Source organism: Hyphomonas sp. CACIAM 19H1, assembly GCF_003325995.1.
Lineage (GTDB): Bacteria > Pseudomonadota > Alphaproteobacteria > Caulobacterales > Hyphomonadaceae > Hyphomonas > Hyphomonas polymorpha.
In genome coordinates, this window is the sequence record NZ_CP016437.1 from 3,702,771 (window position 1) to 3,727,192 (window position 24,422).

Genomic DNA, 24,422 nt, shown 5'->3' on the forward strand with positions numbered 1-24,422 from the left:
CACCGGCCACCTGGCCAGGATCAAACAGGAAGGGCGGCCCATGGGCCGCCCTTTTTCTTTGGTGCACCATAAAAAGAACGGCCCCCGATACCGAGGGCCGCCCTGATTTCAAAAGTTTAAGACCTATCAGCTACCGGCGCCAAAACGCTTGGTGAAACCGATTTTGAACGTGCGGCCGATAGCATCGCCCGTGAACGGATCATAGTTCAGCTCGAGACGAGCAAACGGTGGATCTGTGTCCAGAATGTTCTCGACTGAGAACGACACAGTCGTTTCATACGGAAGCGACCAGACAACTGTTGCGTCGTAGCTGACAAAAGAATCGATCGTTCTGCCCTGAGGCGTCGGAACCGATGTTCCAGTTGCAGTATTCGGAACGTCGAACAGCACGGCTCGCTGATCCTGATACTCTCCGATATATCTGGCTGTGAGACGTGCGTTGATGTTGTCCGTAGAGCCGTTGATGTAAGCCTCGAACTTGGTCTCCGGCAGCGGGGTGGCAATCGTCTGGAAGTTCAGGAAGCCGACAGCCGAAAAAGGCTGACCGACCACAATTCCCTCGACCGAGACTTCACCGACGTCATACTCAAGAACGTGAGAGCCGCTGAAGCCCACCTCGACGTCCAAGCCAGCGCGAACTACGTCCTCAAATGTGTAGTCTGCGCTGAGGTCGATACCAGACGTTTTGATGTTTGGGCCATTCGTGTACTGAGTTGAAAGGCGCGACACGTTGCCAAGTGCGCAGGCACCGGTGAACGTGAAGCGCGCCTCAAGTCCAGCGAAGGTTGGATTGCCGCAATTATTTGCCCCAGTAGCGCCGTTGGGGAACATGGCGCTAACCATGCTGGCAACAGGCTCCGTCACGACGGAATCGTCGAAATCGAAATTCCAGTAGTCGAGGGTCATCCTGAAGTTTCCTGTCCGGAGAATGCCGCCGACATTGTATGTCAGCGCGCTTTCCGGCTTCAGGCCAGGATTGCCTGCAATATCTACCGCGCGGAAGGTCCCGCCCACGTTCTGCAGAGACGTCACAGAACCCGTAGCCACTTGCGTCAGCGCGGGCCCCCGGAAAGTAGTGCCGACGGAGGCCCTGAGAGCAAGGGGTTCAGCTATCTGCCACCGAAGAGAGAGCTTAGGGTCGAAAGTCGAACCAATATCGCCACCATAATCCTCATACCGGGCCGCAAGCTGAGCATTGAAGTTCTCCGTGAACGGCAGGCTGAGCTCGCCGAACAGGGCGACCACATCCTGAGAAGCATTCAGAGGCCGGGAGCCAGCAAGGAATCCAAGTGCGCCGACCGGCTGGGCACAGGTGGTCGTGCCGGTTGTTACAGTTGCGATACAGGGGGTAACGTTGAGGTTAGCGATGTCATTATACTGACGATCAAACTCCTCTTCGCGATACTGTCCACCGAAAGCCCATCCGATATTCCCGTTTCCGAGGGTGATCGGGAGCTGTCCATCCAGCACAGCCTCAATGACCGTCAGTTTGATTTCCTGCTCGGTGAAGGAATCTTCCAGTATGAAATCCAGAACGTCGAGTGAGTTACCGGCCGCCGAGTTGTAGTTGGGGTTGGTCGCGCCGGTAACCATGTTTTGAGGCAGAGCGTTTGAGAACGGATTGAACCAGAGACATCCATTCTGTCCGGGCGTGTTGGCAGCAACATCACAGCCAAACCCGCCCAGCCCGCGTAGCGCCAAAGCATACCGGTTGACGACGGTATCTTCATTGGTCCGGCGGCCGGTCTGAGAGCCCGTAGTAAGCGACGCGGTGTAGTTGATCGATTCAGTAAGCTCGCCCTTGAGCTCCGCCGATACGCGGTAATGCTCATACTCTCGCATACTCCGCTCGGAACCACGCCCCCCGGCCAGCGCATTGCCACCATAGCCGAGTGGGCGCGTGGCGATCATGAACGCACCCTGAGCTGCTGGCGAAACAAGACCAGGATTCTGCGCAATCAGGGTCTGAAACCCTGGATTCGTCGCCGGGACAAAGAACTGGCCCGGGACGAGCGACGCATCCGCGGTGGGAGAGCTGGCGCCACCCACAGGTGGGAACGACGGCGAGAAGGCGATCTTCGGCACTTCAGTCGACGAGTAAAACGCCTGAAGTGACAGGTTGTGCTTTTCGGTAAGCTCAAAATTCGCCTTCCCGAAAACCTGATATCTCTTTTCTTCCTCGGTGATGTTGTCATACGGCGTGAACTGAAAGCCACAGACCGGTGTGGCGCCGGAGAAAAGAGGCGTACCTGCAAAGTTCCCACAAGCGGGATCTCGCGTCACGCCCTGCACAGGGGTCGGCACGCCGCCCACGAAGGCAACCGGAAGGAAAGCCCCAGGATTACCCACAAGCGACCAGCCGCCTTGGGGGTTATCAAGGTAATCCCGCACAGCCCAATCGCGTTCTGTTGCGGCCAGCTCAGAACGATGCTGATAGCCTGCGGCAAGCAGGAAATTCGCTGTCCCTACATTCCACCCTCCGACTGCTGCGATCTTGTAATCGCCGTCCGAGCCATCAACGTATTTGTAATCGCCGCTGAGTTCGAACCCTTCAAAATCATTCCGGGTAATGAAGTTCACAACGCCCGCTACAGCATCGGAACCGTAGGTGGCTGCGGCGCCATCCTTGAGTACTTCAATGCGGCCAATTGCGGCCAGCGGCAGGATATTCGTGTCAACAGAGCCATTGCCTGCGAAGGCAAAGGGGTTCGGCGCCAGCCGTTTCCCATCAAGGAGAACAAGCGTCCGCGAAGCGCCCAAGCCGCGCAGGTTCACCGTGCCGGAACCTTCCGACCCCTGCGCACGCCCGTCGAACTGGTTTGTGTCCCCCAGAACACCACTCGAAACAGGCAGGGATTTGATCATGTCCAAGGCAGATGGGCTTCCCTGCAAGCGAAGGTCATCTGCTGTCAGAACGTCCACCGGCAGTGCCGCATCTTCGGGAGTCCCTTGAATAAGAGACCCCGTGACCGTCACCGTGCTGAGTTTGCGTTCGCTGTCGTCCTGTTGAGCGTGGGCCGTCATTGCACCACTCAACGCAATTGCTGAGGCGCAAAGAAGCGCTCCTTTGAAATACTTCATTCGTTTCCTCCCGTTTTATGAGGTCCAAGCGCAAGCTTTTGCCGCTTGTCATTAATTGGACTCATCTCACTCTTATGCGGTATTGCCGGGTCGCAAAGGGGTGACTTGTGCTGCAGCGCTGCATACAAAAAAGGAACTTTTCACGCCGTTCAACTTAGTCCGTCCACCCACAAGCTGGTGTATTTCATGCAGAACCCTCCTCCAGAACAACCCGCTTCCCCGGCCTCTCCGTTCCTGCAGATAGCGGATTCTTTCGCGGATGCAGTGGCGCCAGCAGATTTTCCATCCGCCATGTTGCGCTGGCGCAACCAGCGCTGGGCGGCCGAAACGGGGCTCGATCATCTCTCGGAAGATGCGTGGATCCGGCATTTCGCACACTTCGACGCGCTTCCGGGAAACCTCCCTGAGCCGCTGGCCATGCGGTATCATGGCCACCAGTTCGGGACATACAATCCTCAGCTCGGAGATGGCCGCGGCTTCCTCTTCGCGCAGCTGCGCGATACAGCCGGGCGCCTGCTCGATCTGGGCACCAAGGGGTCAGGCCAGACCCCCTATTCCCGCCAGGGTGATGGCCGGCTCACGCTCAAAGGGGGCGTGCGGGAGATTCTGGCCGCGAGCTATCTGGAAGCCCTCGGCGTCAACACATCCAAGGCTTTCAGCCTCGTCGAGACGGGTGAGCAGCTCAGCCGGAATGACGAGCCCTCCCCCACGCGCGCCTCGGTGCTGGTGCGCTTGTCTCACAGCCATGTCCGCTTCGGCACCTTCCAGCGCTGCGCCTGGCATGAGGACCGGGAGAGCATGGCGCGGCTCGTCGATTATTGCATTGCCGAATTCTACCCGGCTGCTGATGCGCCCGAGATGGCGGTCAGGACGCGAAATCTTCTGGAATCTGTAGCCATCGCTACAGGCCGGATGATTGGCCAGTGGATGGCTGCCGGCTTTGTCCACGGTGTGATGAACACGGACAATTTCAACATCACGGGCGAGACTTTCGACTTCGGCCCCTGGCGCTTTCTGCCGGTCTCCGATCCGAATTTCACCGCGGCCTATTTCGACAGCCAGGGGCTTTACCGGTTTGGCCGCCAACCGGTTCAGGGCGGCTGGGCCCTGCAGCAACTCGCCTCCGCCATGCTGCTGCTTGCCGAGGCAGATGACCTTGCCAAGGCGCTCGTGCCTTATGAAGCCGCCTACCGGGAAAGCTTCATCGCCCACACCCATCATCTGTTGGGGCTGGAGCCGGAAAATGACACGGACACTGACATTTCGTTCCTGCAGGCGTTCTATGCCTGGATGACGGAAAGCGGGGCAAGCTGGCCGCAGACTTTCTTCGACTGGTTTGGCGGCAACGCCAGCGCCGCGCGTGCAGCGTCTTCCCCTCAGGCCAACCTTTACACCACCGCTCAGTTTGCCCCCGTCCACGCTGCGCTGACCGAGCGGGCCCCGGTACGCCCTGAACGGCTCAGCCACGCCTATTTTCAGAGAGCGGCCCCTGTCAGCCTTATCATCGAGGAAGTCGAGACCTTGTGGGCCCCGATCGCCGAAGCGGACGACTGGTCCCTGTTCCACGCAAAGACGAGCCATATCGAGGAAGCTCGCCTCGCCCTAGCACTTTAACGCTAGGGAACGCCTTGATCTTCCGGGCCGCCTGCAGGCACTTAGCCAAAAAATATGGAGGCCCTTAATGACCGATAAGTCCCGCCCCGGCCCGCTTTCCGGAATCCGCATCGTAGATATGAGCTCCGTGGTGCTCGGGCCGTTTGCGACGCTGATCCTTGCCGATCTCGGTGCGGAGGTCATCAAGATCGAGCCTCCCAAAAAGGGCGATACCATGCGGTATGCTGGCGCCTCCCCCACCGGTGATCTCGGCCCGATCTATATGGCCCTCAATCGCAACAAGAAGGCGATGACGCTGGACGCCAAGACGCCGGAGGGCAAAGCCGCCCTGACAGAGCTGCTGAAAACCGCCGATGTATTCTTCCACAATGTCCGCCTCGCCGGCATGGAACGGCTCGGCTTTGGCTATGAGCAGGTCAAGGCGCTGAAGAAAGACATCGTCTATGTCCATTGCGCCGGCTTCGGCAAAGGCGGCGCCTATGAACGCCGCCAAGCCTATGACGATCTGATCCAGGGCGCTTCGGGTTTTGCCGATCTCAATGCGCTGCGTTCTGGCGGGCGGCCGGAATACGCCCCGTCCCTGGTGGCCGACAAGACCGCAGGCCTCTTCGCCACCTACGCCACCCTGGCGGCACTCTTTCACCGCGCGCGCACCGGCAAGGGCCAGTTCGTGCAGGTGCCCATGCTGGAAAGCTTCACTTTCTTCAACATGGTCGAAAATCTCTATGGGGAGACCTTCCTGCCGGGCAATGGAAAGCTCGCCTACACCCGCTCCATCAATCCCAACCGCCGCCCCTACCCCACAAAGGACGGCTTCATCGGACTTGTTCCGTATTCGGATGAGCAATGGGAGAAATTCTTTGCCATCGGCGGGATGCCAGAGATCTTCAAGGATCCGCGCTTCTCAACCTATCAGGCCCGCACGGAGAATGTCGGCGCGCTCTACGCCCTTATCGAGCAGGTCAGCGCCACCAAGACCACCGATGAGTGGCTGGCGCTGATGGACAAGGCAGATATTCCCGCCATGCGCTACAACACAATGGCCGAAGTGCTGAGCGATCCCCACCTCGTCTCGACCGGCTTCTTTACAGAGGCGGAGCATCCCGAGGCGGGGAAGTACCGCACCATGCGCCATCCGGTCCACTTTTCGGAAACACCAGCGAGCCTGCGGCTGCCGCCGCCGCGTCCAGGCGCCGACACCGAAAGCATTCTGGAAAGCCTCGGCCTCGGCGCCGAAAGCTGATCAGCCCCCGGCCAGGCGCGCCATCTCGTCTTCGGAGAGCTCAGAATTGTCATAGACGTTCTGAACGTCATCCAGCTCATCAAGGACGTCGAGCAGCTTCATCAACTGGTCGGCGGCATCGCCCGAAACCGGCGTGGTGACTTTCGGCTTCCAGATGATCTTGGCAGACGTGGGCTCCACCTTGGCGCCAAACGTTTCGGCAAGCGCGTTGGACACGGCCGCAAAGTCTTCCCGCGCCGTATAAATCCAGTGGCCTTCCTCGTCGGACTCCACGTCCTGGGCGCCGGCCATGATCGCCGCTTCCATCACCTCGTCTGCGGTTCCGGCGCTGACGGGATATTCAATCTCGCCAAGCTGGCCGAAGTTGAACGATACAGAGCCGGTCGTGCTCAGGGCGCCGCCATTCTTGGAGAAGGCCGTCCGGATATCGGTGGCCGCACGGTTCTTGTTGTCCGTCGAGGCTTCGATGATGATGCCGACGCCGCCGGGGCCGACGCCCTCATAACGGATGTCGGCATAGTCGGCCCCGCCGCCGCTCTGGCCCTTGTCGATCGCCCGCTGGATATTGTCCTTGGGCACCGAAACACCCTTGGCGTTGGCGATTGCCAGACGAAGGCGCGGGTTCATGGCCGGGTCCGGCCCGCCCATCTTCGATGCCACGGTAATCTCTTTGGACAGGCGCGCGAACAGCACCGCGCGCTTCTTGTCCTGCTTGCCCTTGCGGTGCTGGATATTGGCCCATTTACTGTGCCCGGCCATGGGAAAACCCCTCGATACTGTCTGGTTTCTGGCTGTGTGGGGCGGTGTCTATCGCGCCAAAACGCGCTTGGGAAGCCGCGCCGGTGCGATCAGCCGAACGTATCGGCCAAGCCGCCGGACCTCATTTCCGCCTGAACCTGCGTGACCTCCTTCGCGGTGCGAAGCAGGAGAAACCCGCAGACGACCGAGAGCACGCTGCCAACAGCGCCCACGAGAATGCCCACGTCATAGGTCGGCAGCGGGTCGGTGAATCCCGTCAGGCGCAGGGATATGTTGGCAAGAATGTTCGAGGCGACCCAAGTTGCCCACCACCAGCCCATATAGGCCGCAACCTTTTTAGGCCTCCCGGCAAGGCGGTGAGACTCGCGCCATATCTGCAGCATGCCTTCAAATGGCTTCCAGAGGTTGGCGATGGGAATGAAATACCACCCGACCGCCCAGCCCGGAGACATGGCGGCCGCCACAGCCTCGACAATGTGGAGGTTCTTCATGGCCCGGTAGGTCCACATGGAAACAAGGATGACCGAAGCGATCAGGCCACCAATCTGCGCAAGGCTGACGCCGAGAACGGCAATGGAAAAAGCGGACGACATCGCCCCAAGATCCAAATACGGGTCTAGCCCCCGCGCGTTGAGAACATAATATTCTACGATACTGGCCAGCGCGAGACCTGCCTCTCCCGCCATATAGACAAACAACGCCACCCGCATTGGTTTGAACCGGCCCAAAAGCGGACGTGTCACCTCAATCTGGCCCGAAGCTCCAGCAACATTTGCCATGATACGCGCCCCCGATCTATTGCAGCCCCGAAGGGTACCCTGCCACGGATCCCGGCCATGGCAAGGACTTACAGGTTACCGCACTGGGACAGTGCCGCCGATAATCTGCGAACGACCTCCTGCCGCACTTTCCAGCTCAGCCAGGCCTTATCCATACGAGAGAGCCAGTGGGAATTGACCGCGCTGAATTCCGCCCCCAGGACGCGCGGGTCGGGCAAAATTTTTTGACCCAGAACACCAGCAACATGCGCCATCTCTTCCGGGCTCGCAAAATGGAGCTCATGACCGCGATGCTCGAGGATCCATGTCGGCCAGCCCTTCCCCGCGTCAGGAGCAGGGAAAGCCGGTTCAAACTGCGTTGCTGAATGAAAGGCGCCGTCCACCGGCCGGTGGACGTAGGGGCTGACCGGCGTTCTTACCGGTTGCCCGCGATACTCACATCGGAGGCGCAGGAGGCGCCCAATGCGGCGGCGGGATTTCGACCGGTTTGGAGAGGTCCACTTCGACGCGGAAGAAACGTTCCGGCCGTTTCAGTTCGTAGGCAAACATCTGCTGGCCCGAGCGCACTTCCACAGCCCACACATTGGCCTTTGATACCGGTATGCCCTCACCGTCGAACAGATCCTTGGTGGACTGATCCGCCGGGAATTCCTGACGCGCAGCGGCGGGGTCAGAAATCGAATAACCACCATAGCTGGTCAGCGCGTCAAGGCTGCCGTCTTCATGGCGATGGATGTGGCGCAGTTCCCAGCCGCCATCCGGCCCTGTGGTGGACAGCACCCAGGTGCGGGAGCGATCTTCGCCCACGCTCAGCGGCAGACGGAACACGCCGGGTTCACAATCGCGCACATGCACGACGAGACGGTTCTCGCGCCACTCGTCATCTACCGCGTCATGGCTCACCACGCGGCCTTCAAAGGCCTTTCCACACGTTGCGGCAAGGCCTTCCGCAAACGGAAGATCAGGCGGTCCGGCGGGCGCCGTCGCGCAGGCGGCCAGAACAAGGGCGAAAGCGGGGGCAACTGCCAGTCTCAGCATCATGACAGGCAACCTACCGGTCACCCCCGGAAAGGCAAGCCTTCGCTCAACTGCCTCCCGCCGCAACATTCTCAGAGACCGGCGTGATGGTCTGCGCTTTCACGGCAAGCTGCTCGAGAGCGCCGTGAAGTTCGCCGGCAAGTTCAAGCACCGCTTTGGCAGACGCGTCCTTCATCATGTCCTGCCGCACCTGCCAGGAGTTGATCGTGCGCGAGAGGCCCTTCTTGTCGGCAAATGCCGTCAGCGTGGCATAGGGATAGCCATTGCGCACATCGATCAGGATACCGCTTGCTGCAGCCTCAGCCTCGACACTTCGTCCCGGCAGCACAAACATGCCAATCACTGTGAGATCGGCAAAGGAAAGCGCGCTGCCTTTGCTCCGATTATTCGTGGAAACCTCATAGGCAAGCACATAATCGAGATGCTGGCGCGCCGCGCCCCGGCGGATTTCAGCAATCGTATCGGCGGCTGTGTAGGAATAGCGGGGCTTGTCATTTTCCGGCGCCACCATCGCGGCGATCAGAGGGCTGACGGGAACGAACTCGCCATAAAGCCCGTCAAGCTCCTGGGTGAGGGCGGCCCACGCCTCCCCTTCCCGCTCCGGGATCGCCGCAAGATGCCCCCGTTCGATCCGGGCGAGCCCGATGCGCGCCGGAAATCTGATGTCGGGTTCGACGGCGGCAATCTGGCGAACCTGAGCATCCACCTCCGAACCAGCCGCGCCCGCCGCCGGTGTATAGCTGCCGTCATACCGCGCCAGATAATCCGCCCCCGACGTTGTCTGCACATGCGTTGCGCAGGCTGTCACAATCAGCAGGGCCAAGCCCGCTGCCATCAAATTGAACCGCATCCCCTCAAGCCTCCTTGGCAGTTTATCAGAAGGCAGATTACCGGAAATTCAGACAAAAATGCGCCCGCAATAAGAAAAAGCCCTCCCAGCGGGCTGGGAGGGCTTTTTTGTAACAACGGCTTAAGCGTCAGGCCGGATTGGGCTCAACGTCGCCGATGCCGTCATCCTTGGGCTTCTTGCGCTTGCCGATGACTGGCACAGCGGAAGCTGGCCCGGCATCATCATCCGAGATATCCGGACGGCTGGGCGGCGTGCCTTTCAGCAGGTTGGCAATCTCTTCGCCCGACAGCGTCTCGAATTCGAGCAGGCCGGTGGCAATCGCTTCCCACTCATTGCGGTATTTCGTCATGATCTCGCGGGCATCTTCCTTGCCCTTTTCGATCAGCTTACGGACTTCTTCCTCGATCTTGCGCGAGGTTTCTTCCGAAATATGGCTGGACTGCATCAACTGCTGGCCCAGGAACACATCGCCCTGATCAGAGCCGTAATCGACCGGTCCGATAATGTCCGAATAGCCCCAGCGTGTGACCATGGCGCGGGCCAGACGGGTGGCCTGCTGAATGTCGGAAGCTGCCCCGGCCGTGACATTGTCATCGCCGAATTTCAGTTCCTCAGCCACGCGGCCGCCCATGATGATGGCGAGACGCGAGGTCATTTCGACCCTGGACATCGACAGCTTGTCGTCTTCGGGCAGCTGCATGACCATGCCGAGTGCGCGACCGCGCGGGATGATCGTCGCCTTGTGAACCGGATCGGCGGCGGGCACCTTCATGGCAACCACGGCGTGGCCGGCTTCGTGCCACGCGGTAAGAATCTTTTCCTTCTCCGACATGACCATCGAGCGGCGCTCCGGTCCCATCAGAACCTTATCCTTGGCGTCCTCGAATTCCTGCATCGCCACGACGCGCTTACCGCGGCGGGCCGCCAGAAGCGCTGCTTCGTTGACGAGGTTTGCAAGGTCAGCGCCGGAGAAACCAGGCGTTCCGCGCGCAATCGTCTTGGAGTCCACGTCCTTGGCGAGGGGCACATTGCGCATGTGAACGCGCAGGATCTTTTCACGCCCGATGATGTCCGGATTGCCGACCGTCACCTGGCGGTCAAACCGGCCGGGACGCAGCAGCGCAGGATCAAGCACGTCAGGACGGTTGGTGGCCGCCATGATGATGATGCCTTCATTGGCTTCAAAGCCATCCATCTCGACCAGCAGCTGGTTCAGCGTCTGCTCGCGCTCGTCATTGCCACCGCCGAGGCCGGCGCCGCGCGAGCGGCCGACCGCGTCGATCTCGTCGATGAAAATGATGCAGGGCGCAGAACGTTTGGCCTGCTCGAACATGTCGCGGACACGGCTGGCGCCGACGCCGACAAACATTTCAACGAAGTCAGACCCCGAGATCGTGAAGAAGGGCACGCCGGCTTCACCCGCAACGGCGCGGGCAAGCAACGTCTTGCCGGTGCCCGGTGGGCCGACCAGCAGCGCGCCTTTCGGGATCTTGCCGCCCAGGCGCTGGAATTTGGAGGGGTCTTGCAGGAATTCGACGATTTCCTGCAGTTCTTCCTTTGCTTCATCAACACCGGCAACGTCATCAAAGGTGACGCGGCCCTGCTTCTCCGTGAGGAGGCGGGCGCGGGATTTGCCGAAGCTCATCGCGCCGCGGGTGCCCCCGCCCTGCATCTGGCGCATCATGAAGAACACAAAACCGACGATCAGCAGGATCGGCAGAAGCGAGAGAAGCACCGAAGCCACATTATTGCGGCCCGTGTCCGGCTTCACCGAGAAGGGAACATTGTTCTGGGTGAGAACGTCCTCGGTTTTCATGTCGAGGGCGCGCAGCTCGCTTTTCAGCGTCCGCCCATCCGTCGTCTTGGCGATGATGGTGGTATCTCCCAGCGTCGCATCGGCAATCTTGCCCTGTTCTGCGAGCTGATAGATCTCGGATAGCTTTGTGGGCTGGGCACGGGCAACCTCGGGGTTGCCGCCCATCATCACAGCCATACCAATTACGAGCAGGGCGAGCGCGCCCCAGATCGCCAAATTACGGACGTTCATAGCAAGGTTCCGTCAGAGACTATTCGATCAACCATACGGGATTGAATTTAGAAGATAGGCACCAAATCCTCTAAAAACGACTCCTTTCCTGCTGCTGCGGCAATTTCATGCGTATTGCCGGAAAGGATGGCCTGATGCGCCGCGAGGCGGGCCGCGATGCCGGGGATGGGCGGGCCGGTCTCGGAGGCAAGCTGCAGGCGGCCCCGGCGGGGGCGGATCTGGCAGCCACCCAGAGTGGCGCCGCGAAAATCTTCTTCCGAAACAATGCGTTCCACAAGCCGCGCGAGGCGTTCACCGCGGGGCGGGACCTCTCTGCCAGCCGCAATCTGGATCAGCAGACCCAACGCGCGGGCAGCCCTTTCGGTCGGCAGTAAAGTGAGGAAAGTTACCTCGATCACCCTCTCCGAAACGCGGATATTTGCAGTCATCCAGCGCCAAAGAGCGGCATCCTCAATCATTCTTAATGTCTGAAACCGGTCCATCACGGACAGGATTTGGACAGATCCGGACATTTTCGGACAGAGCAGCCGGCGCATACGCACCCGCTCGAAGGCCGGATTGTCGTTGGACGGGTCGTCCACCCAGCGGACGTCTTCGGCCCTGAGGAACGTGCGAAGCTCCTCCCGGCGGGCGCCAAGCAAAGGCCGGGCGATAAACACCCCCTGCCCCTCCGGCCAGACCGGCGAGAGCGACAGCGGGCGCATCCCGGCCAGCCCATACCAGCCTGAGCCCTGCCGGGCGCGCATCAGGAAGGTCTCGGCCTGATCGTCCGCGGTATGGCCTGTCAGCAGGAGACGGCTGCCCCTCTGCCGGGCGGCGCGCGCGAGGGCGGCGTGGCGACCCCGGCGCAGCGACGCCTGGCGCGGGGCAGCGCCTTCAAGGCGCAGTGTTTCATGGGGAAGGCCCAGTTGCCGGCAAAGCGCGGCAACGGCCTCAGCCTCGGCGCGGGCCTCCGGGCGCAAACCATGATCGACGGTCAGGGCGAAAAGCGTTCGCCCCTGCCCGGCCGCCCAGCGCTGGGCGAGAATCAGAAGGGCCAGGGAATCCCCACCGCCGGAGACGGCAACCCCGATGGGCGCATCGAGCAGGCAAGCCGGCAGCGCGGCGAGCGCCCCCTCAAAGGCCGGCCCTGGCCTTAGCCCTTGCATCCGGAACGGGTGCGCTCAACGGCGGCCAGATCGCGCACGACCTTGGACGCGTTGGGATAGCGCTTGGGCAAGGTGTCAAGCGCCTGACAGGCCTTCTCGGTATCCCCGATGAGGCGCATCGACCGGGCCAGGCGGGCCAGCGCATCAGGCGCGCGCTGATCATCCGGGAAGGAACGGATCATCGTGGTGTAGGCCTGTCCGCTTTCGGCATAGGCATTCTGCTGATGCAGCGTTTCGCCAAGCCAGAAATAGGCTTCGCCTGCCTGCGGATCGCTGCCGAACTTGGTGACGAATTCCTGGAAAGCCTCCTGCGCGCCGGCATAGTCAAGCGCCAGCAGGCGCTGACGGGCGACGGCAAAAAGCGGGCCGGCCTCGCCCGGAAGCTGGCTGGCCGAGATCGTGCCGAGCGAGCCTTCCGGCAGGCCGCCCTGCGCATTGCGCGCCGGGGTCAACACGGATGGGCCGCCACTGGAACCAGGCTGGGCGCTGGGCGCCGGGCCAACGGGAAGCTGCGCCGAGGCAGAAGGCAGCGGCCCGGCGGCCGCAGGGCCAGAGCCGGTATCGAGCATTTCGGTGGCCTCAACGCCCACTACCATCTGCAGCGCGGTGATGGCGCGCGCCTGAGCCTGGAGCTGTTGGCGGAGCTCTGCGTTTTCCTGTGCGAGCGTCTCATTATCCAGCATCTGCTGCTGGGCGCCGTCGCGGGTGCGGGAGAGTTCGTATTCGAGCGTTTCAATCCGGCCATTGAGCTGGTTGATCCGCTCGGCATTGCGATTGATCTCGAGCATCAGATCTGCCGTCTGCTGACGGGTCTGATCGACCTGCTGGGAGAGGTCGCCGGTGGTGACGCCCTTCACGATTGGGGCGCTGCGTGTCTGCGCAAAGGCAGGGGTTGCGAGAAGTCCAAGGGCAGCAAGACCAGTAAGGGAGGCTTTCAGCATGACGGGTACTCCGGGTGCGAGGGCAGACTTCAGCCCGGTGGAATAAAAGAAACAGCCGGGGCCAAATTATGGCACCCGGCTGTCCTTTTCATCACGTAAACGCAGTCAGCTTAGCTGGTGGCGCCAGAAACGATCTGGGTCCAGGCGTTCCGGTTCATCGCCCAGGACTCTTCGTTCGAGCCGCCAGCGATCGGACGCTCTTTGCCGTAGGAGACGGTGTCGATGCGCGAAGCGCTGACGCCGAGGCTGACGAGGTAGTCTTTCGCAGCCGAAGCGCGGCGCTCGCCGAGGGCGAGGTTGTATTCGCGCGTGCCGCGCTCGTCAGCGTTGCCGGCGACGAGAACGCGAACGTTCGGATAGGCGTTCAGCCAGGCAGCCTGACGCTTCAGGATTTCCTGATCGTCGGAGTCAAGGCGGTACTGGTCGAGATCGAAATAGACGCGCTCGCCAACGTTCACGCGGAAATCTTCCAGCGAGCCCGGGGTGATCGTCGATTGCTGAACCGGGTCGGTGCGCACGGTTTCAGTTTCCGTCACGGTCTCCCGGACCGGCGGAGGGGTGACCGGCGTGTCATCGGCCGGCGGGGGACGGGAAGCGCAAGCAGCCGTCGCGGCCAGAAGAGCGGCGGCGGCAGAGGCTTTCAGTAGAATATGCATGTGTCGGGGCTCCAAGTTTACTTCAGTTGGCACTTTACGGACCGCTTCGCGGCTTCTGTGTGTCGGCGGCCGTCTTATCGGGCCTTTATTTCCTTATTCTGACTAAATTACCGCGACAATCGGTATTCCGTTGAATTTTCGGCGACTTGTGCTGTTTTTGCCACAAAACGGCCTTATTTGGCCACATCCCGGGGCTAATGCCCCAGGATGGGGCAGATTCTACTGCAGAACTGGCGACCAGGCGGGGTCTGAAGCGTCGGTCTGGGTCATCACGCGGCGCTCGTTCCGGCCCGAAAGATCGACCGACCAGAGCTGGGGACCCGCACCCGGGCGGTTTTCGCGGAAGAAGACGATGACGCGGCCATTGGGCGACCAGTCCGGACCTTCATCCAGATAGGACTCCGAAAGCAGACGCTCGCCTTTGCCATCAATCCCGATGACGCCGATATAAAATTTGCCGCCTTCCTGTTTGGTGAAGGCAATCAGGTCACCGCGCGGGGACCAGACAGGCGTGGAATAGCGGCCCCGGCCAAAGGTGATACGGCAGGCGGTATCGCGGCCACCCGAAGGACAGGCGCGCGGGCTGCCGTCGGTGTTCATGATATAAAGCTGCGGTGTGCCGCCCCGGTCGGAGTTGAACACGATCGACTGGCCATCGGGCGACATCGAGGGCGACGTATCGATCGCCGGATGGTCCGTTAGACGGCGGCTTTCGCGCGTGCGCAAGTTCATGATGTAGATATCGGTATTGCCGCGCTGAGCCTGGGAGAGCAGCACGCTCTGGCCGTCGGTGGCAAAACGCGGGGCAAAGGTCATGCCGGGGAAATTACCCAGCAGTTCCTGACGGCCCGTCTCGATATTGAAGAGATAGACGCGCGGGCGGCCCCCTTCATACGACATATAGGTGATTTCCTGAGCCGAGGGGCTGAAGCGGGGCGTCAGCACGGTCGAGCGGCCGGAGGTGAGATATTGCTGGTTGGCCCCGTCGCTGTCCATGATCGCCAGGCGTTTCACACGTTCGGTCTTCGGGCCGGTTTCGGCGATGTAGACGATGCGAGTGTCGAAATACGGATCTTCGCCGGTGAGGCGGGTGTAGATCGAGTCGGCAATCTTGTGGGCAATACGGCGCCAGTTTTCCGGCGTGGTGGTGAGGCGGCGGCCCGGCTCTCCATTAATGCGCATCAGTTCCCCGCCATACACATCCCACAGGCGGAAGGAGACGGCGAGCTTGCCGTCGGGCAGTTCCTCGAAAGCGCCAACAACGAGCGCGTCCGTGCGGATGATCTTCCAGTCTGCAAAGCGCGGTTCGGCATTGATGGACAGATCGCGCTGGATGAAGGAGGCCGGGTTCTGCATGTCGAACAGGCCGGTGGAGGCGAGGTCAGCGCGCACCACATCGGCAATCTGCCGGGCAAGCTGGGTATTGGTCCCCGACACCTGGAAATCAGGGATGGCGATCGGCGTCGGCTTGAAGTTCCCTTCATCCACGCGGACCTGCAGCTGGGCACTGGCAGGCGCAGCCAGCCCAAGGGCCAACATGATGACTGCCAGGAGCGGCATCAGTCTTTTCAGCATCAGTTCGGACTCCTCATCGAATTCTTGCGACGCATCTGTCTCAACCCTGTTTCGGGCCAAGGGTCACGTCGATATCTTTCCAAAGCTCATAATCTTCCGCAGGCAGGCGATAATTGCCGATTTCACCGCATTTACGGACTGCCAGCAGCGCGCGGTCAACCGCGATGCCCGACCGGCCGACCGGGCGCGAGCGGGGATTGAGCAGGCTGGTGCTCATCACAGACCCGTCACGGGCGAGCTTCATGTTCACGGTAACATCAATCTGATGCTCGGGCGGCAGGTCATCGACCGTGGCCCAGCATTCCATGATCTGGCGGCGCAGAGCGGCCTGCAGCGAAGCGGTAGCGCCAGTGCGAGCCCCTGCCCCGGTCTGGTCGCGGTCGGAATTGGCCAGCACGGGACGGTCGGTCTGCTGCGCGTCGGGGCGCTGCTCGGAGGTGCGCTTGGATTGCAGTGCGCTCTCGAAGTCGTCGAGGAAAGAGAGGTCATCCTTCGGCTTTGCCGGGGGCTTTTCCACCGGCTTGGGCTTCGGCTTGGGTTCCTCTTTTTTCGGTTCGGGCTTGGGCTCTGGCTTTTTCGGCGGCTCAGGCTCGGGCTGGCGTGGGTCGGGCACGGCAACCTCAGGCTCAGGCTCCGGGGCGGGCTCGGGCTCAGGCGGGGGCGGCTGTTCATCCACTGGCTCTGGCGCCGCTTCCGGTTGGGCTTCGGGCTGGGGCGTATCGGATTTGCGCAGCTCGGCGAGATCGGCAACCCGGCCGATCTCGACAAAGTCGATCGGCAGATCCGCCGAAGACGCGCACTGGGGCAGCTGCATCAGGATCTCGACCGAGCTGATACCGGGCTGCTCGCGCCGGATACGGTCGATCTGGTCCTGGCAGTCATCCCGGTTCTGCGGCCACGAGAATACCGCCATGGCCAGCACGCTGGCATGTACAAGAGCGGAAACTGTCAGGCCACGAAGCATTCGTTAAGCTGGCTCCTCAGGGGTCAGCGGGGGGTGTTGGTCTTCTGTTCAGTGATGAAGGACATCCGGGTAAAGCCGGCGCCGCGCACTTCGGCAGTCACGTCCATGACGATGCCATAGGGCACACTTTCATCGGCATAGAGGAACACGTCCTTGTCATACCCCTCCCCCACAATGGCCTGCAGCTGAGCGCCGAGGGCTTCAACGGGCACTTCGGTCTGCTGGATCAGGACCGTGCCATCGGCCTTCACCCACACCGTCAGCGGCGCATCATTGGGATCGGATTTGATCGGGGCGGACGTTGTCCGCGGAAGGTTCAGCTGCTCGCCGCGCACCAGCATGGGCGCGGTCACCATGAACACGATAAGCAGCACCAGCATGACGTCCACGAAAGGCGTCACGTTGATCTCGGCATTCAGGGAACGGCGCCCGCGCCGCCCGCCTTTGCCGCCAGAACCGAGGATCAGGCCCATGGGTGCTCCTCAGTCCCGCGCTGCATCCGACGCGCGCCGGGAAAGGCGCACGAGGACATCCTGAGAGAATGTGTCGAGCTGGTCGCCGAGCTTGGTCAGGTCGCTGGTGAACTTGTTGTAGAAGATGACCGCCGGGATAGCGGCGATCAGGCCAAGGCCGGTGGCGAAGAGCGCTTCGGCAATTGGGCCGGCAACGGTGCCAAGGCTGGTATCCTGTTGTTCGGCGATGTTGAGGAAGGCGTTCATAATGCCCCAGACCGTGCCGAAGAGGCCGATGAAGGGCGACGCCGAACCGATGGTGGCCAGCACCGAGAGCCCGCTGCCTGCCCGACCGAGCTCACGGTCTACCGCAGCACGCATCGAGCGTTCGGCCCGGCTGACGATGGCGGAAGCTTCTGCCGGGGCCGGGCCCTTGCCGGCGTCCGACCATTCCCGAGCTGCCGAGATGAACACCCGGCTGGCAGGATCCTTGCCGCCCTGGCCGGGGCGCATGTCGATCTCGCCGGCCCGGCCACTCCAGAAAGCGTCTTCAAAATCCCGTGAGGACTTCTTCAGTCCCCCCAGTTTGAAGAATTTCTCGCCGATCACGATCCACGACCATATCGACGCAAGGAATAGCGCGAGCAGCACCAGCTTCACGACCGGATCAGCAGCCATCAGCAGGCTGATCAGGGAAAAATCCGAATGGCTGGCAACCGTGCCGATTGCTTCCGTTTCCATGGGTCTTGTCATCTCCTTGGCCCGCCGGGGCAAATCACCCTGCCCCGAACCGCTTCTGCGGTAGCAGAAACGCGGGTGGGTTCAACTGCAGGCACTGGTTATTTCCGCTCTGTAATCTAGTGCAAATCCGGCAGAAACACGGCGTGTTGCAGGCTTTGCGCAGTCGATATGAGCCTTAATGCATGATGGTTAAGCCATTATGGCAGATTCTTAATCTTCCGGAGGACGCGTGCCCCCCAATTCAGGGGCTGCGCGGCGGGCGCAAAGCATTCTAAAATCAACCCAATTGCCGTTTGCCCCCCTCAAAGGCGCCTGCTCATGATCCGCAAGTTCCTGACCGCCAGCGTTCTCAGCGCGCTCACGCTCGCCTCTGCCGCCCAGGAGCCAGGACCAGGCTACAAACCGCTGATCGATGAGTATCATCAGACCCTCGAATACACGAACAAGGACTTCACCGGCAAAGACTGGAAAGCCTGCAAGGCCGTGTGCGAGGCCGACCGGCGCTGCCAGGCGTTTTCGCACTTCAAGCCGAACACCGGCGGGGCGCGTTGCATCCTGCGGCCCGGGATCGGCGGCGGGCACACTACAAAGGCCTGGGGCACGGTTTCGGGCGTGCGGGAAACGCCCATACCAGAACTCTCGCCGGAGCAGGCGTTTGCCAAATCCGAACGCGCCAAACGGTCGCTGGAAGAAGTGGTCGACCTCTATGCGCCGCGCATGAAGCCGCGCAAGCTGACGGCGGCGGAGAAGTCAGAGGCCAATGCCCTGCTGGCAAAGATCCATGACGACCCGGTCTGGCCGGATGTCGAGCGGCTGATGGTGCTGGCCGAATCCGGCGACAGGGAGGCGATGCTGAACCTGCTGAAGGCGTTCAAGGGGAAGCCGGACGGCTCGCAGTCCACCGGCATCTGGTTCACACCCTGGGAGAGCTGGTATGGCGTGCCGCAGGAAGGCATCGCGGCACGCTGGGCAGCCGAATACTGGATGCGGCACGGCGCCGACACGGTGGCGATGGGGTTCCTCATCAACGCCGACAGCCTGGAAGCCGGCCATGTGATCGAATACGGTGTTGAGGTTCCGCGCGACCAGAAGCTCCTGGGCAAGATGTGGGATTATTACTGGGGCAAAACAAAGAAGGCGCCCAAGCTGAAGATCAGCGCCGGCAAGGCATATCAGGGCGAAGCGGCGCTGCGTACCAAGTATGACCGGCTTGTTGCCGGACGGCAGAGCGGCACCGAAACTCACCCCATTGTTAAGGATTGGACCGAGGCCTATGCACGCCGGCATCCGGAGGTGGCGGGATCGCTGGCCGCCGCGAAGACGGCCGAAGACAAGCGTGTGCAGGACGAGATCAACAGGCGCCTGGCGCAAGTGGCGTTGTCGCGTGAGAACAGCCAGCGGGTTTGGGACCGGCTGTCAGGCAAGTCCCAACTGACCCAGGAGGAGCGCCTGGAATTGGAAGCGCATGTTGGCAATCTGGGCGACGATTACTTGGAATCCTTCGCGGCCCGTTATCCGATCTCCTACGATTCCAGCGCCAAACGCCTGTGCGCGCTCGGCAATGCGGCCTGTGAACAGGCCAAAGCGAGCGTCGCCTTCGCACGTCAACTACAGGAAGCGGAGTATGCAAGGAACGCCCAGTTGAATGCTCAGGCGTCCGGGTCAAGCAGCGCTACCAGCTACAGCCTGCCATTCGTTGAAGTGCGCACCTATGACCGGAGTGGCAATTATGTCGGCACACAGACTATGACCCAGATGCAGGCAGATATAATTGGCGCCCGATAGGCGCTAGCCCTGCCAGCGATAGGCTTCCAAATGCTCGGAAATTTCCCGGATCGGGCGGCGCAGGCGGCCATCGGCGTGGATCATCACCGCCGTGATTTCGCCTTCGGCCAATACCTCGTCCCCGCGCAGGCAGGTCTGGGAGAAGCGGATGCGCGGGCCATCCATGCCCAGATAGCGCGTGCGGATATGCAGAAGATCGTCCACCTTCGCGGGCTTGCGATACGTGACGCTCACATTGGTCAGCGTAAAGGCAGCGGGATCCTCCCGTGCCAGCAGCGACTGGTGCGAGATGCCGGCATCGCGCAGATGGTCTGACCGGCCCCGCTCGAAGAAGCGCAGATAGTTGGCGTGATACACCATGCCGGTGAAATCGGTGTCTTCATAATAGACGCGCACGGCAATCCAGTGCTGGCGCGCGGCATCGAAATTCTGGGCATCGAGAACAGGCAGGGTCATTCCCCGCCCGTATCAGACTTTCTCGCCAGCATGAAGGCGTGGGCCAGCGTATCGACCAGGGCGAGCGCGGCCGCCAGATCGCCTACGGTACGCTCCAGCGTTTCCAGGCTCCAGGCGCCGGTGACAAGATCAATCAACGCGAACCGGTCGCCCCCCGGAAAATCGAACACCAGCCGGTTACCCTTCCCCACCGCCCGGAAGGCCCCGCCTTCGGCCAGCGCGATCACCCGCTCGATCACGGCTGGATTGAAGATGGCGCGGGCCTCCACCTGATCGGTGGCGCGCAGCCGGTAAAGCTCCCCGAAAGCGCGCGGGCCAAGATCGACGTCGGCAAACCCGCTGGCAGTGCCCTGCGGCCAGCCCGTCTTGCGGGCGCGCAGCTGGGTGACGCCGTGCAACAGGAAGGGAGCTTCCAGCACGATCACCAGATGATGGATCGAGGGGGCGTCCTCCACGCGCTCGACCCATTCGAAGAGTTCAAAATCAATCCCCGCGCGCCGCCCATGGAAACCATCTTCCACCTGTCTCTGCCGGGCAGCCGCCTCCTGATACTGCGCCTTCTGCTCGGCCGACCCGACAACATAGACATTGGACTCGATCATCAGCCCGGCATCGCGCGCGGCGGCGACGGCGTCCTCCATGCCGCCTGCTTGCTCCATCGCCTGGGCCGCCTCCTTCAACTCGCCGGGCGCCCAGGATTGGTCAGAAAGCCATTTGAGCGCCAGCGGCATTCCCCCAGGCACCGCCACATAGGAGAGCCCCAGTGGCGCGCCCAATGCCGACAGGGCTTTCGCCCGGAGAAGCAGGCGTGACTTGGCGTCCAGCAGCAGCCGGATCAGGCTGTTCCGGAACAGGAACAATGACCCAAGGATGCAGCCGAAGAACAGTAGCGGGAACAGGATGAAGGTGAGGGCTTCTCCCCACCATGTCCCCGGCGTGAACGCCTCAACCAGGAAGAAACAGACAATGAAGGCGATAAACCCGCCAAAGAAGGCCCGGCTGATCCGGCCTTTGAGGCGGGCACCATCGCCCGCCTTCAGATCAGCGCTTTCCAGGATCGGCAACACAGTGGCTTCGGCATGCGCCCGCAGCCCGGCAAACCCGTCCAGCTTCTCGATATCGTCCCAACCCATCCCCATGGCAAAAGGCTAGCAGGCAGGGTGTGCGGCGTCATCCCTCATAACAGGGGGGCGCCTTCAGGGTGTAAGCGGGGGAATGCCAGAGACCGCGCCGCCCTCTTCTCCCCTGCTGCCCGTGCTGCGGGGACTGGGCCATCGCTGCCCGAATTGCGGGCGCGGGAAGCTTTATGCGCGCTATCTGAAGCAGGTTTCCGAATGCAGCGCGTGCGGCGCGCCGATCGGGGGGATCCGCGCCGAAGATGGCCCGCCCTGGCTGACCGTGCTGATCCTCGGGCCCTTCCTGGCAGGCCTCACCTTCATCAGCGCGCGTCAGGAAAACTGGCCGATCTGGATCAAGCTGCCGGCACTCGGCGCATTTGCGATCTTCGCCGTGCTGATGCTCCTTCCCCGGATCAAGGGGGCGATCATCGGCCTCTTATGGGCGATGGGCGCGCAGGAGAAGGAAGAGGACTAACCTTCGTCTTCCCCGAACAGGGCAGACTGCTGGCCCTGCGGGGCCTTGAGGCCGAGGCGTTCATAAGCAAGCGGCGCTGCCACCCGCCCGCGCGGCGTGCGCGCCACATAGCCCTTCTGCATCAGATAAGGCTCGATCACGTCTTCCACCGCGTCGCGCGCTTCAGACAGGGCCGCCGCCAGCGTATCGGCGCCCACGGGGCCGCCCGCATAGGTTTTCACCAGCGCGTGCAGATAGCGCCGGTCAAGCGCGTCGAGGCCGTCCTCATCGATTTCCAGACGCTTCAGCGCCTTGGCGGCAGAGGCGCGGTTGATGGCGGCGCCGTCGGCCTCGGCAAAGTCGCGCACGCGGCGCAGGAGGCGCAGCGCGATCCGCGGCGTGCCGCGCGCGCGGGCGGCAATCTCCACCGCGCCATCTTCCGTGATCTGAGCACCGAGCTTGCGGCCCGCCGCCATCACGATGCGGCCAAGTTCCTCGGCCTCATAGAATTCCAGCCGCACCGGGATACCGAACCGGTCGCGCAGCGGCGTTGCCAGCAGGCCCGCGCGCGTGGTGGCGCCCACCAGCGTGAAGGGCGCGAGATCCAGCCGCACGGAGCGCGCCGCCGGCCCCTCCCCGATCACGATATCGAGAGCGTAATCCTCCATCGCCGGATAGAGGATTTCTTCCACGATGGCCGGCAGGCGGTGGATCTCGTCGATGAAGAGCACATCATTCGGCTCAAGATTGGTGAGGATGGCGGCGAGGTCGCCCGCCTTGGCAATCACAGGCCCGGACGTGGCGCGGAAGCCGACGCCCATTTCCCGTGCCAAAATCTGCGCCAGCGTTGTCTTGCCAAGGCCCGGCGGGCCGAACAGCAACACATGGTCCAGCGCTTCCTTGCGTCCGCGCGCGGCCTCGACATAGACCTTGAGATTGGCCTTCGCCTTGCGCTGGCCAACGTAATCCTCAAACGTCTGTGGACGGAGCGCGCGGTCCAGAGCGTCGCCGCCTTGCGCATTGGGATCAGAGAGGGCGCCCTCGCGGCTCATGGGGTTTTTTCTTCTGGCGCTTCGATCGCCTTTTGAATTTTTACCAATAGTGGTTTGCTAGCATGCGAATGAGCAATTCCCACAAAAGCTAGCCCCTTGGCAATTGATGCATTTAAGACATCATTTTGAACTACAAGCCCTTGCCATTCAGAGGCTGGCTCAAGTTTAAAAGGAAGTGGATGCAGACCGGAATTGAATACAAAGCCTGACCATTCTCGCTTTCCCAAAGTCTTGCCAAGCAGTCCTTTGAACCCAAAGACCCAAAGCGATTTTACTAAGATAGTTTGGTTCCCATAATTTGTCAGAATCACCATTACGCGATCTGCCTCGCTGTGATCCCGAGTATCATGCCATCCGGCCGAAGCACTTGCTCGTAGTTTAGGCTTCGAATCGAACCATCGCCGCAATTCGAGTGCGAGCACTCCACTCGATAGTATTATCGCCAGTATTGCGGTGATATCAGTTACTGTCACCTCGCCAGCTCCTTCAGCGCGCCTTTCACCAGCGCGCCGACCTCTTCCGCCCCGTTCTTGGCGGCCGCTGCTACGGCCTTTGCCGCATCGCCCTGCGTATAGCCGAGATTCACCAGCGCGCTGACGGCTTCGGCGCGGCTGCCCGTGACGCCTTCGGGGCGCGCGGAAGCAAGACCGGCCACAGCCGCCACCTCAAACTTGCCGAATCGGCCGAGCGGGGGCGTCTTGCCGGCCAGTTCCGTCACGATCCGTTCACCGAGCTTCTTGCCAATACCCTTGGCGCGAGTGAACGCGCCTGCATCGCCCAGCGCAATCGCGTCCATGATCTCTGCCGGGGAGAGGCCGTCCAGAATGGCGAGGGCGGACTTTCCGGCCACGCCCGGAACATCCTGCAGGCGCACGAACCAGGCGCGTTCTTCATCCGTGGCGAAGGCAAAAAGCGTGATCGAGCTTTCGGTGACGCGCGTTTCGATATGGGCGGTGATCTTGTCGCCGGTCTGCAGCTTTGCCAGCAGGCGCGTGCCCGCCAGCGCGACATAGCCGACGCCGTTCACATCGATCAGCACATGATCGAGCCCGACGGCGGCGACCTCGCCCCTCAAACGTCCGATAATCATGCCGCCCCCTTCTTGATCATCTGCATCGGCAGATGGTGCGCCGCGCAGATGGCGCAGGCAAGGGCGTCAGCGGCGTCAAGCTTCATCTCCCCTGCCCTGGGCAGAAGGCGCTGGACCATGAATTTCACCTGATCCTTGTCTGCCGTGCCGGTGCCGACGACCGAGAGCTTGATCTGGCGGGGCGCAAATTCGGCCACCGGCACCCCCGCCATGGCAAGGGCCGCCATCGCCGCCCCGCGCGCCTGGCCAAGCTTCAGCGCCGAGCGGGGATTGGCGTTCACCAGGGTTTCTTCCACCCCGGCCGCATGGGGTTCATGATGGCGGGCAAGCTCCCCCACCGCCTCGAAGATGTGGCCCAGGCGCTCTGCCATCGACAGGTCCGTCGGCGCCTCGATGACGCCATGGGCGATATGCACGAGGCGGGCGCCGGCCTGCTCGATGATGCCCCAGCCAGTTTGGCGGAGGCCCGGATCGATGCCGAGGATGCGAATCGGGGTGCTCATGCGTGCCACCCTATCAGGGAGAGTGGTTAATGGCAGCTTGCATTTTCACTTTTTGTTCGCCCGAAGCGGGTAGCAC

General features: G+C 61.9%; 23 protein-coding genes. 4 read left to right on the forward strand and 19 right to left on the reverse strand.

Going from position 1 to position 24,422, the window contains the following annotated elements; genetic code table 11:
- Window positions 1-126: 126 nt before the first annotated feature.
- On the reverse strand, window positions 127-3,081 hold the full coding sequence (locus BBF93_RS17375; RefSeq protein ID WP_114106713.1) for a TonB-dependent siderophore receptor: 2,955 nt from the start codon (window positions 3,079-3,081) through the stop codon (window positions 127-129).
- A 186-nt stretch (window positions 3,082-3,267) separates the two neighbouring features.
- On the opposite strand from BBF93_RS17375, the gene BBF93_RS17380 reads away from it, so the two are divergent.
- Complete coding sequence (locus tag BBF93_RS17380) at window positions 3,268-4,695, forward strand: protein adenylyltransferase SelO family protein (protein ID WP_084324263.1); 1,428 nt, start codon at window positions 3,268-3,270, stop codon at window positions 4,693-4,695.
- Between the two features lie 67 nt (window positions 4,696-4,762).
- Entirely contained in the window at window positions 4,763-5,938 is a 1,176-nt protein-coding gene (locus tag BBF93_RS17385) for a CaiB/BaiF CoA-transferase family protein (RefSeq protein WP_035597863.1), read from the forward strand.
- Here the strand turns inward: BBF93_RS17385 and BBF93_RS17390 are convergent, their stop codons facing one another.
- The 12 genes from BBF93_RS17390 to BBF93_RS17455 form a co-directional block, all read right to left on the reverse strand.
- Window positions 5,939-6,697 (reverse strand): YebC/PmpR family DNA-binding transcriptional regulator, encoded by a 759-nt coding sequence (locus tag BBF93_RS17390; protein ID WP_114106714.1) that lies wholly within the window; start codon window positions 6,695-6,697, stop codon window positions 5,939-5,941. It abuts the gene before it with no gap.
- Window positions 6,698-6,786: 89 nt separating this feature from the next.
- Window positions 6,787-7,476 carry a DUF4328 domain-containing protein gene (locus BBF93_RS17395; RefSeq protein ID WP_114106715.1) on the reverse strand — a complete coding sequence of 230 codons (690 nt, stop codon included), beginning with the start codon at window positions 7,474-7,476 and terminating at the stop codon, window positions 6,787-6,789.
- A 435-nt stretch (window positions 7,477-7,911) separates the two neighbouring features.
- A complete protein-coding gene (locus BBF93_RS17405) occupies window positions 7,912-8,517 on the reverse strand; it encodes a hypothetical protein (protein WP_206742147.1) in 606 nt (201 codons plus the stop codon).
- A 43-nt stretch (window positions 8,518-8,560) separates the two neighbouring features.
- Window positions 8,561-9,364, reverse strand: coding sequence for a hypothetical protein (locus tag BBF93_RS17410; RefSeq protein ID WP_114106717.1), 804 nt, complete (start codon window positions 9,362-9,364; stop codon window positions 8,561-8,563).
- A gap of 127 nt (window positions 9,365-9,491) precedes the next feature.
- Window positions 9,492-11,411 (reverse strand): ATP-dependent zinc metalloprotease FtsH, encoded by a 1,920-nt coding sequence (ftsH, locus tag BBF93_RS17415; protein ID WP_035597852.1) that lies wholly within the window; start codon window positions 11,409-11,411, stop codon window positions 9,492-9,494.
- A 47-nt stretch (window positions 11,412-11,458) separates the two neighbouring features.
- Window positions 11,459-12,559, reverse strand: coding sequence for a tRNA lysidine(34) synthetase TilS (tilS, locus tag BBF93_RS17420; protein ID WP_114106718.1), 1,101 nt, complete (start codon window positions 12,557-12,559; stop codon window positions 11,459-11,461).
- Window positions 12,547-13,500, reverse strand: a complete 954-nt coding sequence (ybgF, locus tag BBF93_RS17425) for a tol-pal system protein YbgF (protein WP_035597850.1) — start codon at window positions 13,498-13,500, stop codon at window positions 12,547-12,549. Before ybgF ends, tilS begins: the two co-directional genes overlap by 13 nt.
- 110 nt (window positions 13,501-13,610) lie before the next feature.
- On the reverse strand, window positions 13,611-14,156 hold the full coding sequence (pal, locus tag BBF93_RS17430; RefSeq protein WP_035597847.1) for a peptidoglycan-associated lipoprotein Pal: 546 nt from the start codon (window positions 14,154-14,156) through the stop codon (window positions 13,611-13,613).
- A 219-nt stretch (window positions 14,157-14,375) separates the two neighbouring features.
- Window positions 14,376-15,731 carry a Tol-Pal system beta propeller repeat protein TolB gene (tolB, locus tag BBF93_RS17435; RefSeq protein ID WP_035598048.1) on the reverse strand — a complete coding sequence of 452 codons (1,356 nt, stop codon included), beginning with the start codon at window positions 15,729-15,731 and terminating at the stop codon, window positions 14,376-14,378.
- A gap of 40 nt (window positions 15,732-15,771) precedes the next feature.
- Window positions 15,772-16,695: a hypothetical protein gene (locus BBF93_RS19625; protein ID WP_162786621.1), complete on the reverse strand. Its 924-nt coding sequence runs from the start codon at window positions 16,693-16,695 to the stop codon at window positions 15,772-15,774.
- Between the two features lie 23 nt (window positions 16,696-16,718).
- On the reverse strand, window positions 16,719-17,168 hold the full coding sequence (locus BBF93_RS17450) for a biopolymer transporter ExbD (RefSeq protein WP_035597844.1): 450 nt from the start codon (window positions 17,166-17,168) through the stop codon (window positions 16,719-16,721).
- A 9-nt stretch (window positions 17,169-17,177) separates the two neighbouring features.
- On the reverse strand, window positions 17,178-17,888 hold the full coding sequence (locus tag BBF93_RS17455; protein WP_035597842.1) for a MotA/TolQ/ExbB proton channel family protein: 711 nt from the start codon (window positions 17,886-17,888) through the stop codon (window positions 17,178-17,180).
- 318 nt (window positions 17,889-18,206) lie between these two features.
- Between BBF93_RS17455 and BBF93_RS17460 the strand changes: the two genes are divergently transcribed.
- On the forward strand, window positions 18,207-19,673 hold the full coding sequence (locus BBF93_RS17460) for a hypothetical protein (RefSeq protein ID WP_114106721.1): 1,467 nt from the start codon (window positions 18,207-18,209) through the stop codon (window positions 19,671-19,673).
- Window positions 19,674-19,676: 3 nt separating this feature from the next.
- Here BBF93_RS17460 and BBF93_RS17465 read toward each other — a convergent pair whose 3' ends face one another.
- Window positions 19,677-20,129, reverse strand: a complete 453-nt coding sequence (locus tag BBF93_RS17465; protein ID WP_035597836.1) for a YbgC/FadM family acyl-CoA thioesterase — start codon at window positions 20,127-20,129, stop codon at window positions 19,677-19,679.
- On the reverse strand, window positions 20,126-21,268 hold the full coding sequence (locus BBF93_RS17470) for a DUF3137 domain-containing protein (protein ID WP_114106722.1): 1,143 nt from the start codon (window positions 21,266-21,268) through the stop codon (window positions 20,126-20,128). Before BBF93_RS17470 ends, BBF93_RS17465 begins: the two co-directional genes overlap by 4 nt.
- A gap of 76 nt (window positions 21,269-21,344) precedes the next feature.
- Here BBF93_RS17470 and BBF93_RS17475 point away from each other — a divergent pair, with 76 nt between their 5' ends.
- On the forward strand, window positions 21,345-21,722 hold the full coding sequence (locus BBF93_RS17475) for a DUF983 domain-containing protein (protein ID WP_035597830.1): 378 nt from the start codon (window positions 21,345-21,347) through the stop codon (window positions 21,720-21,722).
- Here the strand turns inward: BBF93_RS17475 and ruvB are convergent.
- From ruvB to ruvC, 4 genes are all read right to left on the reverse strand, one after another.
- On the reverse strand, window positions 21,719-22,753 hold the full coding sequence (ruvB, locus tag BBF93_RS17480; protein WP_114106723.1) for a Holliday junction branch migration DNA helicase RuvB: 1,035 nt from the start codon (window positions 22,751-22,753) through the stop codon (window positions 21,719-21,721). The genes BBF93_RS17475 and ruvB overlap by 4 nt on opposite strands.
- The gene (locus BBF93_RS19630; RefSeq protein WP_162786622.1) at window positions 22,750-23,067 is read right to left on the reverse strand and encodes a hypothetical protein; all 318 of its coding nucleotides are present in this window, start codon (window positions 23,065-23,067) and stop codon (window positions 22,750-22,752) included. Before BBF93_RS19630 ends, ruvB begins: the two co-directional genes overlap by 4 nt.
- Before the next feature lie 155 nt (window positions 23,068-23,222).
- Window positions 23,223-23,843, reverse strand: coding sequence for a Holliday junction branch migration protein RuvA (ruvA, locus tag BBF93_RS17485; RefSeq protein ID WP_199288422.1), 621 nt, complete (start codon window positions 23,841-23,843; stop codon window positions 23,223-23,225).
- Window positions 23,840-24,346, reverse strand: a complete 507-nt coding sequence (ruvC, locus tag BBF93_RS17490; RefSeq protein ID WP_114106724.1) for a crossover junction endodeoxyribonuclease RuvC — start codon at window positions 24,344-24,346, stop codon at window positions 23,840-23,842. The genes ruvA and ruvC overlap by 4 nt, the downstream gene beginning before the upstream one ends.
- Window positions 24,347-24,422 lie beyond the last annotated feature (76 nt).